The following is a 13,639-nucleotide window of genomic DNA, read 5'->3' as shown; positions in this document are numbered from 1 at the left end:
GGACGGGGAAGCCGCGTCTGCCCGGCCGGTACGCTTCCGGGGTGACGGAGCACACCGGGCAGGACGGGAGGCGTCCCGCGAACGACGGGCCGAAGGCGGCCGCCCGTAACCGGGCCGCTCTGGTCGCCGCCGCCCGGGAGATCTTCGCGGAGCACGGTCTGGAGGCGCCGCTGTCCGCGATCGCGCGCAGGGCCGGGGTCGGGCAGGGCGTTCTCTACCGGCACTTCCCGGACCGGACCGCCGCGGTGGCCGCTGTTCTGGAAGAGAATGTGCGGCAGATCGAGCGGGCGGCCGAGGCCGAGAGCGCGACCTTCGCCGGTGTTCTCGGTGTGCTGACCTGGCATCTGACCGAGTCGGCGGCCTTCATCGGTCTCCTGCACGCCGACCGGGCGGCCAGTCGCTCCGAGATCCGCGCGCATGCCCTGGGCCTGTCCGGACGCGTGGAGCGCGCCTTGCGGACACGGCTTCCCGGCGGTCATCGGCTGAGTGCCGCGAACGACCTCGTGCTCGCGGTCGCCATGGTCTCGGCCGCCGTGACCGGCCCCACCCGCGAGGAGCGGGAACACCGGGCGCTGGCCGCCTGGCGGCTGCTCGGCGTCGAGGTGGGGCCGGTACGGGCCTTCGGCGGTTGAGCCGAGGCGGGCGTCAGCCGCCGTTGGACTGCCGGATGCCTTCCGCGAGCGCGTCGAAGGCGTACAGGTATCCCCCGGCGGGGCCGCTGACGGTCATGTACGCCTTGGTCCCGCCGGGCGTGATGGCCACGTTCGTCGCCGACTCCAGACCTTCGGTCCGCGCGGGGAGCTCGACCGTCGCCAGCTGCTCACCGTGCCGGTCGTACACGGCCATTGCCGCCCGGCCGTGCAGCCCCTGGTAGAGGTTGCCGTCCGCGTCCACGGCGATCGAGTCGGTCTGCGCGATTCCGCCGTCCACGCGGATGGCGGTGTGCCGGGACGTCACCTCGCCCTCGTTGTCGAGGCGCAGGTAGGAGATCCGGTTCTCGGTGAGCTCGCTGAACCACAGACCGCGGTGGTCCACGTCGAACGAGATCCCGTTCGGTGCGGCCAGATCCTCGGCCAGCACGGTGGCCTTCTTTCCCTCGCGGTCGATCCGCACCACACGCCCGTGCGCCTGTCCCTCGGACAGACCGCGTGAGTCGCTGATGTACAGGTTGCCCTTCTGGTCGAAGGCGATGTCGTCGGGGTTCATCCGCGCCCCGTCGACCTCGCCGGAGAAGAAGGTCCGCGGATCGCCGCCGCCGGGGGCCAGGCTCACGACCTCGCCGTGGGCGAAGTCGCTGAGGTAGAGCCGCCCGTCGTACGGGCTGAACTGCGCCGAGGTGTAGGCCCCGCGGCCGTCGGTGTGGACTGCACGGGACGTCTTCTTCCCGACGTCGACGCGCATGACCTTGGGCTTGCCCCCGGGCGCGGTGACATCGACGACGAACAGGCCGCCGTCCTCGCCGAACGTGGGCCCCTCCAGCAAGGTCATCCCGGTCTCGGCGTGCACCTGGGTCAGTTGCATGACCTTCTGCGCGCGGATGGTCCTGCCCGCGGTCGCGGACGCCGCCTCCTGCGTCCTGGGATCGCCGCTCTGTGTACCGCATCCGGTGAGGACCAGGGTGCCGATCGTGGCGAGCACGGCAAAGGACCGGGCCGAAAGTCGCTGCATGGGGGATCACTCTTCCTGTCCGCTGCGGGGGTGCGCAGCCCGGGGATACGAGGCGCGTCGAGGTGCGAAAAGCCACCTGGCCGAATGTCGCCGTGCCACCGGACTCCAACCGGACACTGCTGTCCGGTACTTGCTACGGTAGCGGACCGCCGCTCGTCCGGGGCGGTTCCAACGCCAAGGATCGAGGCCCGACATGACGACCAATCAAGTCCCGGCTCCCCGCGCGCTCGCCGAGCTGCGGCAGCGCTACCGCCTCGAACGCGAGCGGCGCGTCCGGCCCGACGGCGTCGGCCAATACCGTGATGCCGACGCCGAGTTCGGCTACTACGCCGCCGATCCGTACACGGTGGGGACGGGTGAGCGCGAGCCGCTCCACGACACCGTGGACGTCGCCGTGATCGGCGGTGGATTCGGCGGCATCCTCGCCGGGGCACATCTGCGGCGCCAGGGCGTGGAGCGCGTCCGGATCGTCGAGAAGGGCGGCGACTTCGGGGGCACCTGGTACTGGAACCGCTACCCGGGCGTCCACTGCGACATCGAGTCCCACGTGTACCTGCCGATGCTCGACGAGACCGGCTACGTACCGGAGTGGAAGTACGCCCCCGGCGACGAGATCCGCCGCCACGCGGTGCGGATCGCACGGAAGTCCGGCCTCTACGCGGACGCGCTCTTCTCCACCGCGGTCACCGCTCTGACCTGGGACGAGGCCGGTGAGACGTGGATCGTGGCCACGGACCGCGGTGACACCTTCCGCGCCACGTACGTCATCAATGCCACCGGCACCCTCACCGACCCGAAGCTCCCGGGGATTCCCGGGATCGAGGACTTCAAGGGCCACACGTTCCACACCTCGCGGTGGGACTACTCCTACACCGGCGGCACCCCGGAGGGCGGCATGACCGGCCTCGCGGACAGACGGGTGGGCATCGTCGGCACCGGCGCCACCGGCGTCCAGGTCATCCCGATGCTGGCCGAGGACGCCGCGCACCTCTACGTCTTCCAGCGCACCCCCTCCACCGTGGACGTACGGGCCAACCGCCGCACCACCGCCCAGGACGTCGGCGCCGACCGCGAGGGCTGGGCCCGGCAACGACGCGCGAACTACCTCCGCATAGTTTCCGGCGAGCACGCCGACGAGGATCTCGTGGCGGACCGGTGGACCGCTTCGGCGGGCCTGCTGGAGAAGCTCCTGCCGAGCTTTCGGCGCCAGGGCGACCGAAGGGCTTTCGAAGCCGCCTACGAGGCCGCTGACGCCGCCAAGATGGACGAGCTCCGCGCCCGCGTCGAACAGACCGTGACCGACCCGGAGACGGCACAGAAGCTCAAGCCCTGGTACCGCTACGCCTGCAAACGCCCCACCTTCTCCGACCTCTACTACCCGGCGTTCAACCGCGACAACGTCACCCTGGTCGACACCGCCGACACCCACGGCATCGAGCGCGTCACCGAACACGGCGTCACGGTCGGCGCCACCACGTACGGACTCGACTGCCTGATCTTCGCCACCGGATTCAACGTCGGGACCTCCGGAATCCACTCGGGCAAGCTCCCCGTCCACGGCCGGGGCGGCGTCCGGCTACTGGACAGGTGGGCGCAGCGGGGCCCGCGCACGCTCCACGGCTTCACCAGCAACGGCTTCCCGAACCTGATCCAGATGGGCTCCCTCCAGAACGCCAGCAGCGTCAACTTCACCCACATCCTGGACGAGCAGGCCGTCCACGCCGCCGCCCTCGTCGCAGCCGCCGAAGCCGAGGGCGCCCTCATCGAACCGTCCCCCGAGACCGAGGACGCCTGGACAGCCGTCCTGGCCGAGGGCGCCCCCGACCACGAGTGGTTCCACGCCGAGTGCACCCCCGGCTACTACAACCGCGAGGGAAGAGGCCGGCCCAACGGCCCGACCGCCTACCCGCACGGAGCCGTCGCCTTCCACGAACTCCTGGAGCGGTGGCGCGACGAGTCCATGGGCGAAGTCCTCCGGGCCAGGACCGGGCGCCGCCTTTAGGGTCTTCCGTCCGGATCGGGCCGGATCGGGGAGCGGGGCCCGGGGTCCGGCACGCCCCTGCCCCGTTTCTGTCAGATGCTTCCCAGGTCGACAGTGACGGGGAAGGGGGCGGCGGCCTTGATCACGCCGGTGAACATCTCGCCGTCCCTGTAGACCTTGGTGGCGGGGTCGAGAACGTAGGTGTAGATGATCGGGACGCCGGTGGCGGCCTGCTCGACCCGCCAGTAGAAGGGGATGCCGGCCTTGGCGTACTGGTCCACCTTCACGATCCGGTCGGTGGTCTCCGAGCCGGGCGACACGACCTCGACGACCAGGAGTACATGTTCGGGGCGGGTGGGCGTGAGGTCGATGGTCTCCGCCCGGTAGACGACGACGTCCGGACGACGGTTGGTGAGCGGAACGTCCTGCAGACGGACGTCGAAGTCGGTGTCGGCGTTCCAGTCCGGGCCCGCGGCGGCGTCCAGGGCATTGGCCAGGATGCGGGCCGGCCGGTTGTGCCGCTTGGACGCGCTCGGGCTCACCACGACCATCCCGTCCACGATCTCGATGCCGGCGCACTGCTCCTCGGACCAGGAGTCGTACTGCTCCGCGCTGATCTGCGTGTGCATCCACGCGGGCGCCACCATCTCGGCGGTCATGGTGCACCTCCTTCGAGGAGCCTCGGCACTTCCGGCACTGCTGGGCTCAGCCTACTGTCCTGTGGTGCCGGAACGTCCGGTTCGAAAGAGCGCGAGAGCCTGCCCGCCTGCATGGCCCGCTGGGGCGGGGCGCTCCGAGCCCGCTCGGCGAACCGTCTCAACTGAAGCCCGCCCCAAGTGGGTTGTCATGGGGTGGAGAAGCTGTCGTCCACCACGCGATGGCGCATGAATACGGTTCGGCCAAGCGAGGCAGAGCCTGCGCGGGCCTCACCGGCAGGGTCGGGCATTGTGAGAGGCTGGGATCATGAACCGGTTGGCTGGTGCGACCTCGCCATATTTGCTGCAGCACGCTGAGAATCCGGTCGACTGGTGGCCCTGGGAGACCGACGCGTTCGAAGAAGCCCGGCGGCGTGATGTCCCGGTGTTCTTGAGCGTTGGCTACAGCGCCTGCCACTGGTGTCACGTCATGGCGCACGAGTCCTTCGAGGACGACGATGCCGCCGCGTACATGAACGAGCACTTCGTGTCCGTCAAGGTGGACCGCGAGGAGCGGCCCGATGTGGACGCCGTCTACATGGAGGCCGTGCAGGCCGCCACAGGGCAGGGCGGCTGGCCCATGTCTGTGTTCATGACGCCGGACGGCGAGCCGTTCTACTTCGGCACCTACTTCCCGCCCGAGGCCCGCCACGGCATGCCGTCCTTCCGGCAGGTGCTCGAAGGCGTGCACAGCGCCTGGACCGGCCGGCGCGCGGAGGTCGGGGAGGTCGCCGGGAAGATCACCCGCGATCTGGCGGGGCGGCAGCTGGACCACGGGGCCGGCGGGGTCCCCGGTGAGGCGGAGCTCGCGCGGGCGCTGCTGGGCGTCAGCCGGGAGTACGACCCGGAGAGCGGCTGGCTCGGCTCCGGTGACACCAGGTTCCCGCCGAGCATGGTGATCGAGTTCCTGCTGCGGCACCACGCCCGGACGGAGTCCGAGGGGGCGCTGGAGATGGCCGAGGGGCTCTGCGCGGCCATGGCCCGGTCGAGCCTCTTCGACCAGCTGGGCGGGGGCTTCCACCGGTACGTGCTGCGCCAGCGGCCCGGGGGCGCGCTGGTGCCGCACTTCGAGAAGATGCTCTACGACAACGCGCTGCTCTGCCGGGTCTACGCGCACCTGTGGCGGGCCACCGGCTCGGAGCAGGCCCGCCGGATCGCCCTGGAGACCGCCGACTTCATGGTGCGCGAACTGCGCACCGCCGAGGGCGGTTTCGCCTCCGCGCTCGACGCGGACAGCGAGGACGGCGAGAGCGGCGACGGGCGGCACGTCGAGGGCGCGTACTACGTGTGGACGCCCGGGCAGTTGCGGGAGGCGCTGGGGGAGGAGGACGCGGCCTTCGCCGCGGAGTACTTCGGGGTGACGGAGGAGGGCACGTTCGAGGAGGGATCCTCGGTGCTCCAGCTCGCGCCGGAGGGCGCCGGGGCGGACCCGGACCGGGTCGCCCGGGTGCGGGCCGCGCTGCTGGCCGCCCGTGAGCCGCGCCCGCGCCCCGGCCGGGACGACAAGGTGGTCGCCGCCTGGAACGGTCTGGCGATCGCCGCGCTCGCCGAGACGGGGGCGTACTTCGGCCGGCCCGACCTCGTCGAGCGCGCCACCGAGGCCGCCGACCTGCTGGTACGGGTGCACATGGGCGCCGTCGCCCGGCTGGACCGTACGTCGAAGGACGGGCGGTCCGGCGGGCACGCCGGGGTCCTGGAGGACTACGGCGACGTGGCGGAGGGCTTCCTCGCGCTGGCCTCGGTCACCGGCGAGGGCGTCTGGCTGGAGTTCGCCGGCTTCCTGCTCGACATCGTGCTCCAGCACTTCACCGGCGAGGGCGGCCAGCTGTACGACGCGGCGGACGACGCCGAGCAGCTCATCCGCCGTCCGCAGGACCCCACCGACAACGCGACCCCGGCCGGCTGGACGGCGGCGGCCGGGGCGCTGCTCTCGTACGCCGCGCACACCGGCTCCGAGGCCCACCGCACCGCCGCGGAGGGCGCGCTCGGCGTGATCAAGGCGCTCGGGCCGCGGGCTCCGCGGTTCACCGGCTGGGGGCTCGCGGTCGCGGAGGCCCTGCTCGACGGGCCGCGCGAGGTCGCCGTCGCCGGACCGGTCGGCGGCGAGCTGCACCGTACGGCGCTGCTCGGCACGGCGCCGGGCGCGGTGGTGGCGGCCGGGGAGACGGGCGGGGCCGAGTTCCCGCTGCTGGCGGACCGGCCGATGGTGGGCGGGGCGCCGACGGCGTACGTGTGCAGGCACTTCGTGTGCGATGCGCCGACGACGGACGCGGGGGAGCTGGCGCGGAGCCTCGGGGGCCGCTGAGGGCCGGCGGGCGGCCGGAGGGCCGGTTTCCGGGCCCCGGGGCCGTCACAGCCGCAGGCCGTCCTCCGGACCGGTTCACAGCCGCAGGCCGTCCTCCAGGGTGTCCAGGGCCTGGCCGATCAGCGCCACGAGGTCGTCCTCCTGGCCGCGCTCGCCCCAGTACAGCGTCACCTCGCGCAGCGTGCCCAGCACCGCCGCGACGAACACCCGGACCGCCAGGTCGCCGGGGGCGCGGCCGCTGCGGGCGGCGAACGCGCCGGCCAGCACCTCGGCGGTGCCCGACATGCTCTCCGTCATCCGGACCCGGATCGCCGGCACCTGCACCATCAGCCGGGTGCGCTGCCGGAGCTCCTCCTCCCCGGTCGCCAGGAACGCCGCGAGCGTCCCGGTCAGGACGTGCCGGAGCGACTCCAGCGGCGGCTCACCGGCCGGGCGGCGGCGCAGGGCGGCCTCCAGGACCCGGTCGTACTCGTCGGTGAGGACGATGTCCTCCTTGGCCGGGAAGTACCGGAAGACGGTGCTGGGCGACACGTCGGCCGCCGCCGCGATCTGCTCCACCGTCGTCGCGTCGTACCCCTGCTCGGCGATCATCCGGTACGCGGCCTGCCGGATCGCGATCCGGGTCCTGAGCTTCTTCCGCTCGCGCAGCCCCGACTGCGGCCCCGGAGCGGAAACGGAAGGGGTACGGGAGGTGGCGGCCATGGCCGCCATTGTCCGGCATCGGCGCGGCGCCGGCACCGGTCAGGACGCCGCTCAGTGGTGGTTGTAGGCCACCAGCGAGATGCCGACGTAGTGCACCACGAAGGCCGCCAGGGTCAGCGAGTGGAACACCTCGTGGAAGCCGAACCAGCGCGGCGAGGGGTTGGGGCGCTTGATGCCGTAGATGACGCCGCCGGCGCTGTAGAGCAGCCCGCCGACGACGACCAGCACCAGCACGGCGATCCCGCCGGTGCGCATGAAGTCCGGCAGGAAGAAGACCGCGGCCCAGCCCATCGCCAGGTAGCAGGGCGTGTAGAGCCAGCGCGGCGCGCCGACCCAGAACACCCGGAAGGCGATCCCCGCGGCGGCGGCCGCCCAGACCGCCCACAGCAGCGGCGTCCCGGTGGACTCGGGGAGCAGCAGCAGGGTCAGCGGGGTGTACGTGCCCGCGATGATCAGGAAGATGTTGGCGTGGTCGAGCCGGCGGAGCACCGCCTCGCCGCGCGGGCCCCAGGTGCCCCGGTGGTAGAGCGCGCTCACACCGAACAGCAGGCACGCGGTCAGGGTGTAGATGCCGCAGGCGATCCGGCCGACGGAGCTGTCCGTGAACGCGATCAGCACCACCCCCGCGACGATCACGGCGGGGAACATTCCGGCGTGCAGCCAGCCGCGCAGCCGCGGCTTCACCGGGACGGGGTCGGACTCGGCTGGTTCCAGCCCGGCGGGCGCGGGCGCGGCGGCGGCAGTCATTCCCGCATCGTACCTACGCAACCGTAGGTAACCGATACGAGTGGCAATGCTCACGTGTGCACCCCCCTGGACATATGGGCGAAACGGTCGGATGATCAAATGAGTGCGGTCGGCACCGGATGAGCGCCAACGGGATTCGAAGGGGTAGAAGCATCCGGGTCGCAGCCCCCACGGGGCAACTACCAAACAGACACCCTCATCAAGGAGCGATCGTGGCGCGCGACATCGCGGCTCCCCTCACCGTCCCCACCGATCACCAGGAGCTCGTCTCCTGGGTGAACGAGATCGCAGCGATAACCGAGCCGGACCGGGTGGTCTGGTGCGACGGCTCCGAGGCCGAGTACGAGCGCCTGTGCGGGGAGCTCGTGGCCAAGGGCACGTTCACCAAGCTCGACGAGACCAAGCGCCCGAACTCGTACTACGCCGCGTCCGACCCGAGCGACGTCGCCCGCGTCGAGGACCGCACGTTCATCTGCTCCGAGAAGGAGGAGGACGCCGGCCCGACGAACCACTGGAAGGCCCCCGCCGAGATGCGGGAGATCTTCACGGGCGAGAAGGGCGTCTTCCGCGGCTCGATGCGCGGTCGCACGATGTACGTCGTCCCGTTCTGCATGGGCCCCGTCGGCTCCCCGCTCTCCGCGATCGGCGTCGAGATCACCGACTCCGCGTACGTCGCCGTCTCGATGCGCACCATGACGCGCATGGGACAGGCCGTCCTGGACGAGCTCGGCACCGACGGCTTCTTCGTCAAGGCCGTCCACACGCTGGGCGCACCCCTGGAGGAGGGCCAGGAGGACGTCCCGTGGCCGTGCAACTCCACCAAGTACATCTCGCACTTCCCCGAGGACCGCGAGATCTGGTCCTACGGCTCCGGCTACGGCGGCAACGCCCTGCTCGGCAAGAAGTGCTACGCGCTGCGCATCGCCTCCGTCATGGCGCGTGACGAGGGCTGGCTCGCCGAGCACATGCTGATCCTCAAGCTCACCCCGCCGCAGGGCGAAGCGAAGTATGTCGCGGCCGCGTTCCCGTCCGCCTGCGGCAAGACCAACCTCGCCATGCTGGAGCCGACGATCCCCGGCTGGACCGTGGAGACCATCGGCGACGACATCGCCTGGATGCGCTTCGGCGAGGACGGCCAGCTGTACGCGATCAACCCGGAGGCGGGCTTCTTCGGTGTCGCGCCCGGCACCGGCGAGCACACCAACGCCAACGCGATGAAGACGATGTGGGGCAACTCCGTCTTCACCAACGTCGCGCTCACCGACGACGGCGACGTGTGGTGGGAGGGCATGACGGAGACCGCTCCGGCCCACCTCACCGACTGGAAGGGCAACGACTGGACGCCCGCGTCCGACACCCCGGCCGCCCACCCCAACGCCCGCTTCACCGTCCCGGCCGGCCAGTGCCCGATCATCGCGCCCGAGTGGGAGGACCCGAAGGGCGTGCCGATCTCGGCGATCCTCTTCGGTGGCCGCCGCGCCTCGGCCGTCCCGCTGGTCACCGAGTCCTTCACCTGGCAGCACGGCGTCTTCCTCGGGGCCAACGTGGCCTCCGAGAAGACCGCCGCCGCCGAGGGCAAGGTCGGCGAGCTGCGCCGCGACCCGTTCGCCATGCTGCCGTTCTGCGGCTACAACATGGGCGACTACATGAACCACTGGGTCAAGGTCGGTGCCGACAAGGACCAGTCCAAGCTCCCGAAGATCTACTACGTGAACTGGTTCCGCAAGAACGACGCGGGCAAGTTCGTGTGGCCCGGCTTCGGCGAGAACAGCCGCGTCCTGAAGTGGATCGTCGAGCGCCTCGACGGCAAGGCCGAGGGCGTCGAGTCCCCGATCGGCATCCTGCCGGCCAAGGGCTCCCTCGACACCGACGGCCTGGACCTCTCCGAGTCCGACCTGGACTTCCTGCTCAACGTCGACAAGGAGGTCTGGCGCGAGGAGGCGGCGCTGGTCCCCGAGCACCTCAACACCTTCGGCGACCACACGCCGAAGGAGCTGTGGGACGAGTACCGCGCGCTGGTCGAGCGCCTGGGCTGATGCCCCCGGGCGCACCCCGCGAGGGGTGCGCCCCGCACACCCCCGCGGCCGGGCCTCGGACGTCCGCCCTGACCTGTGGGGTCAACAGCCCGCCGCGGTCCGGCCCCCGGAATCCCCTCACGATTCCGGGGGCCGCCCCTTTTTTTCCGCCTTTTCCGGGGCCAAAAGTGTTTTTTCGCGGAGACGACTCCTATCTGGGGTAGGAGTTGGCGTGAATTTTATGTGCCGTTGACATGAAGATCATCTGATCGATAGGTTCCGCAGGTCCCGCCGGGCCATGTTCATGCCTGTCGGAGGCGTGGTTCCGGCGGGGGATGTGGATGACGTTAATGTCGGGTAGATCTGTCCAGCGTATTTCCGCGGTGCTCGGCGTCGCAGCCGCTGCGGTACTTGCGACGGCTCCTGGTGCCTGGGCGAATTGGCAGAGCAGCATAACTTCCTGGACGGATGGTGGGACGTCCCGCAAGTGGGCCGACGAGAGCTACTCCGAAATCCGTTTCAAGGGATGTACGGACCAGTACGCCACGACCCACAAGGTGGACGTCAAGCTCTGGGACTACGACGCCCTCTCGGCGAATGACTACTACGGCCATAAGACGTCTACCAACTGCTTCAACGGCAGCACCTCGGTGAGCGCCGGTGAGTGGACGGGCCTGCCAGCGGAAGAGGACTTCTTCTTCGAGACGCACTCGACAGGGCAGGGCGGCAGTTGCTGCCTGCTGAACGTGAGCGTGGTCTACGTCGACACCACCAAGGCCGACAGCTGACCTTCGTGCTGAAGCGTGGTGCTTCCCAGCGGGGGACGCCACGCTTCGTCCGGTCCCGAACCTTCCACGAGGAACCTGTTGAAGCCGCTCACCCGAATCCGGTCCAGCAGCGCGACCCGCGTCGCCCCAGTCGTGTTGCTGCTCATGTTCGCCTACTACTTCACCGACATCCGTGACGATCTGCGGCTCGATCCACTTGGATACGCGCCCACGGTCATCGACGCCGTGCAACGCAATCTGCTGCCCGTGTCCTATGCGGTCGCCGCGGCGCTCGGCGCCTGGGAGGCGCGCAGGCTGGGCAGGGCGGACATCTGGCAGTGGGGAGCCGTGCGGTCCCGGTACACCATTGCCGCGCACAGCCTCGCCCCCGTGGTCGTGCTGGCCTGGCTGGCGACGCTCATGCCTACGGTGTGGGCGCTGATTCAGACGGGAACCCCCCTGAATCTATGGGGATTCGGGCTCTTGGTATTCGGCATGGTGCCCTGTATCGCCCATGCCGTGATCGGGTTTGCCATGGGAGTCCGGGTGCGGCACATCGCCGTGGTCCCGGTGGTCGCCGTCGTCGACTTTCTGGCCGTCGGCTGGTCCGTGGCCCTGGAGTCGCCGTGGCCCCGGCACCTCTCCGGCCTCTACACGGGCAAACTGATGTTCGGTGAACTGCCCACGGCGACCTCGATCGTAGCGCCCCTTCTGCTTGCCCTCGGGGTTGCCACAGGCGTAGTTCTGCTCTGGTCGAGTACACGGTGGCGCTGGCTGAGGACCGCGGTCGCGGGTGTGCTGGCACTGGCAAGCGTCGCAGGCGCGTACTCCATGGTGAAGGACTGGAGCTATATCGCGCCCCGGAGCGCCGGCCACGGGGAAATGTCCTGTGCGGGCGAGGCCCCTCGTATCTGCACGCCGACGGTTTACGCCCAGGCGCTTCCCTCCCTGCGCAAGGACGTGGGCGGCGCTTTGCATGCTCTCCGGGAGGCGGGGATCGATGCCCGCCCCGTGTCGATGACCGACACTCTTGCCGCGATCCGGTACCAGAAACGCTCCACTGCCACTGCCTGGCAGCTTCCCCTCGCGGCCAGCCATGCCACCGGCACGACGCGCTATCACGTTGCCCGCGCGGCGGTCCGTTTCGACTGCGCGGAACCTGCGACCGGCCGCGCTCGCCTTGTGTACTACTGGGTGTCCATGAGGGTGGGCCAGGGAGACGCGTACCTCCGGCGTCTCGCCACCGAGCCGGACTTCACCGCGAAGCCCCGCAACCGACTGAAGTCGCGGGTGGGTGACGTTCTCGCCATGACTCCCGAGCAGCAGACGAGCTGGTACCGGCAGACCGTGGCTTCGGCGTGCGAGAAGGCGACATGATGTGGTGGCTGAAGGCCCGCAGGGTCCACACCCACCTTCCGGTCGGATTTCTGCTGTTCATCCTGCTTGCGGCGGTCATTCAGGATGGCCCGGTAGCCCTCCCCTCCCTCACCCTGAGCGGTTCGGAGGCGGTGCAGGGCATGATCTTCGTGCCGCTGGTCCTGGCGGCGGTGCTCTTCAACTGCCTGCAGTCCAGGCTTGGCCCGGCTGAGGATTCGGGCATCCGGGCGGTCCGTCTCTACGATGCTCTGCTCGCACTCGGCGTAGTTGCGCTCACCGTTGCGGCCGGCTCCGCTCTGGCGTCAGTGACCGGTTCCCACGCCGCCCGGAACCTGGACCGCAACACAGCCTTCCTGGTTGGGCTCACCCTGCTGTGCGGCGCACTGTTCGGAAGCTCCGCCGTCCTCATGCCCACCGTGTGGCCGCTGGTGGTCATCATGTTCGGGCTGCGCGGGCCAGGTGATCCGTACCCATGGACTGTGCTGCTCGAACCGCCTCACACCTGGTATGCCACCACCGGGGCCGCGCTGATGCTCGCCGTCGGCATCGCCGCCCATGTCTTCTTCCCGCGGAGGCCCGCATGACAGTAGTACTGGAATCCTGCACCTATGGCTACGGGCGTCGTCGGCGTCCCGTGCTCACCGATTTCGACTACCGGCTTCCGGACGGGCTGACGATTCTCCTCGGGCCCAATGGTGCAGGGAAGTCAACCCTGTTGAGACTCGCTGCCGCAGTCACCTCTCCCAGCAAGGGGAAGGTGACCTTCGACGGCGTTTCCGCACGGTCGAAGGAGTATCGCCGCGCGGTGGCGTGGATGCCCCAGACCATCACTCCACTTCCCTCCCTCACGGTGCGGGAGTACGTCGCCTATGTGGGGTGGCTGAAGGGGATGGACCGGCACAGTGCGTGGAGCCAGGCCCCGCGGGCGTTGGCCCGGGTGGAGATGACCGAACTGTCGAAGGAGAGGACGGACAGGCTCTCAGGTGGCCAGTTGCGCAGGGTGGGGGTGGCCTGCGCTCTCGTCCATGAGGCGAAGGCACTCCTGCTGGACGAGCCGACGGCAGGCATGGATCCCCGCCAGCGGCGCGTCTTCCGGGACTTGCTGGCCAGCCTCAGGGGGGACGTCAGGGTCCTGATGTCCACCCACGACGTGGCCGATCTTGCCGAGGAGGCGGACCATGTGTCGGTTCTGGCAGCCGGGCGGCTCGTACTCAGTGGGACGGCTGCGGAGTTCCTCGCCCACACCCCTCGTGGGACCGCGGAAGGCAGGAGTGCCGAAGGCGCCTACATTGCGCTGCTGGAATCAGCCTGACAACGGGATCCGCCGTGGCGGAAGGGCGCTGCGTGCCATGGGCCGCAGCGCCCTTCCGTGTGGCAGGGGC

Annotated in this window: 12 protein-coding genes; 8 read left to right on the top strand and 4 right to left on the bottom strand. The window is 70.0% G+C overall.

Going from position 1 to position 13,639, the window contains the following annotated elements:
- Window positions 1-41: 41 nt before the first annotated feature.
- A complete protein-coding gene (locus ACFYY7_RS10965; protein ID WP_388659704.1) occupies window positions 42-632 on the top strand; it encodes a TetR/AcrR family transcriptional regulator in 591 nt (196 codons plus the stop codon).
- A 13-nt stretch (window positions 633-645) separates the two neighbouring features.
- Here ACFYY7_RS10965 and ACFYY7_RS10960 read toward each other — a convergent pair whose 3' ends face one another.
- Window positions 646-1,668, bottom strand: a complete 1,023-nt coding sequence (locus ACFYY7_RS10960; RefSeq protein ID WP_388659701.1) for an SMP-30/gluconolactonase/LRE family protein — start codon at window positions 1,666-1,668, stop codon at window positions 646-648.
- Window positions 1,669-1,861: 193 nt separating this feature from the next.
- On the opposite strand from ACFYY7_RS10960, the gene ACFYY7_RS10955 reads away from it, so the two are divergent.
- Complete coding sequence (locus tag ACFYY7_RS10955) at window positions 1,862-3,670, top strand: flavin-containing monooxygenase (protein WP_388659698.1); 1,809 nt, start codon at window positions 1,862-1,864, stop codon at window positions 3,668-3,670.
- A 71-nt stretch (window positions 3,671-3,741) separates the two neighbouring features.
- Here the strand turns inward: ACFYY7_RS10955 and ACFYY7_RS10950 are convergent, their stop codons facing one another.
- On the bottom strand, window positions 3,742-4,308 hold the full coding sequence (locus tag ACFYY7_RS10950; protein ID WP_388659696.1) for a Uma2 family endonuclease: 567 nt from the start codon (window positions 4,306-4,308) through the stop codon (window positions 3,742-3,744).
- A gap of 304 nt (window positions 4,309-4,612) precedes the next feature.
- On the opposite strand from ACFYY7_RS10950, the gene ACFYY7_RS10945 reads away from it, so the two are divergent.
- Window positions 4,613-6,649, top strand: coding sequence for a thioredoxin domain-containing protein (locus tag ACFYY7_RS10945; RefSeq protein ID WP_388659695.1), 2,037 nt, complete (start codon window positions 4,613-4,615; stop codon window positions 6,647-6,649).
- A gap of 75 nt (window positions 6,650-6,724) precedes the next feature.
- Here ACFYY7_RS10945 and ACFYY7_RS10940 read toward each other — a convergent pair whose 3' ends face one another.
- Together ACFYY7_RS10940 and ACFYY7_RS10935 are read right to left on the bottom strand one after the other, a co-directional pair.
- Window positions 6,725-7,351: a TetR/AcrR family transcriptional regulator gene (locus ACFYY7_RS10940; protein ID WP_388659692.1), complete on the bottom strand. Its 627-nt coding sequence runs from the start codon at window positions 7,349-7,351 to the stop codon at window positions 6,725-6,727.
- 51 nt (window positions 7,352-7,402) lie between these two features.
- Window positions 7,403-8,098 (bottom strand): hemolysin III family protein, encoded by a 696-nt coding sequence (locus ACFYY7_RS10935; RefSeq protein ID WP_388659689.1) that lies wholly within the window; start codon window positions 8,096-8,098, stop codon window positions 7,403-7,405.
- A 212-nt stretch (window positions 8,099-8,310) separates the two neighbouring features.
- On the opposite strand from ACFYY7_RS10935, the gene ACFYY7_RS10930 reads away from it, so the two are divergent.
- From ACFYY7_RS10930 to ACFYY7_RS10910, 5 genes are all read left to right on the top strand, one after another.
- Entirely contained in the window at window positions 8,311-10,134 is a 1,824-nt protein-coding gene (locus ACFYY7_RS10930) for a phosphoenolpyruvate carboxykinase (GTP) (protein WP_383718385.1), read from the top strand.
- 536 nt (window positions 10,135-10,670) lie between these two features.
- Window positions 10,671-10,901 (top strand): hypothetical protein, encoded by a 231-nt coding sequence (locus ACFYY7_RS10925; protein WP_388659687.1) that lies wholly within the window; start codon window positions 10,671-10,673, stop codon window positions 10,899-10,901.
- 78 nt (window positions 10,902-10,979) lie between these two features.
- On the top strand, window positions 10,980-12,257 hold the full coding sequence (locus tag ACFYY7_RS10920) for a hypothetical protein (protein WP_388659684.1): 1,278 nt from the start codon (window positions 10,980-10,982) through the stop codon (window positions 12,255-12,257).
- Window positions 12,254-12,841 carry a hypothetical protein gene (locus ACFYY7_RS10915; protein ID WP_388659681.1) on the top strand — a complete coding sequence of 196 codons (588 nt, stop codon included), beginning with the start codon at window positions 12,254-12,256 and terminating at the stop codon, window positions 12,839-12,841. The genes ACFYY7_RS10920 and ACFYY7_RS10915 overlap by 4 nt, the downstream gene beginning before the upstream one ends.
- A complete protein-coding gene (locus ACFYY7_RS10910; RefSeq protein ID WP_388659678.1) occupies window positions 12,838-13,569 on the top strand; it encodes an ATP-binding cassette domain-containing protein in 732 nt (243 codons plus the stop codon). The genes ACFYY7_RS10915 and ACFYY7_RS10910 overlap by 4 nt, the downstream gene beginning before the upstream one ends.
- The last annotated feature ends 70 nt before the right edge of the window (window positions 13,570-13,639 follow it).

The sequence above is a fragment of the Streptomyces sp. NPDC001933 genome, assembly GCF_042890955.1.
Taxonomy (GTDB): Bacteria; Actinomycetota; Actinomycetes; order Streptomycetales; family Streptomycetaceae; genus Streptomyces.
The sequence above is the reverse complement of the archived record's forward strand: the minus strand, read 5'-3'. Positions and strand labels throughout refer to the sequence as shown.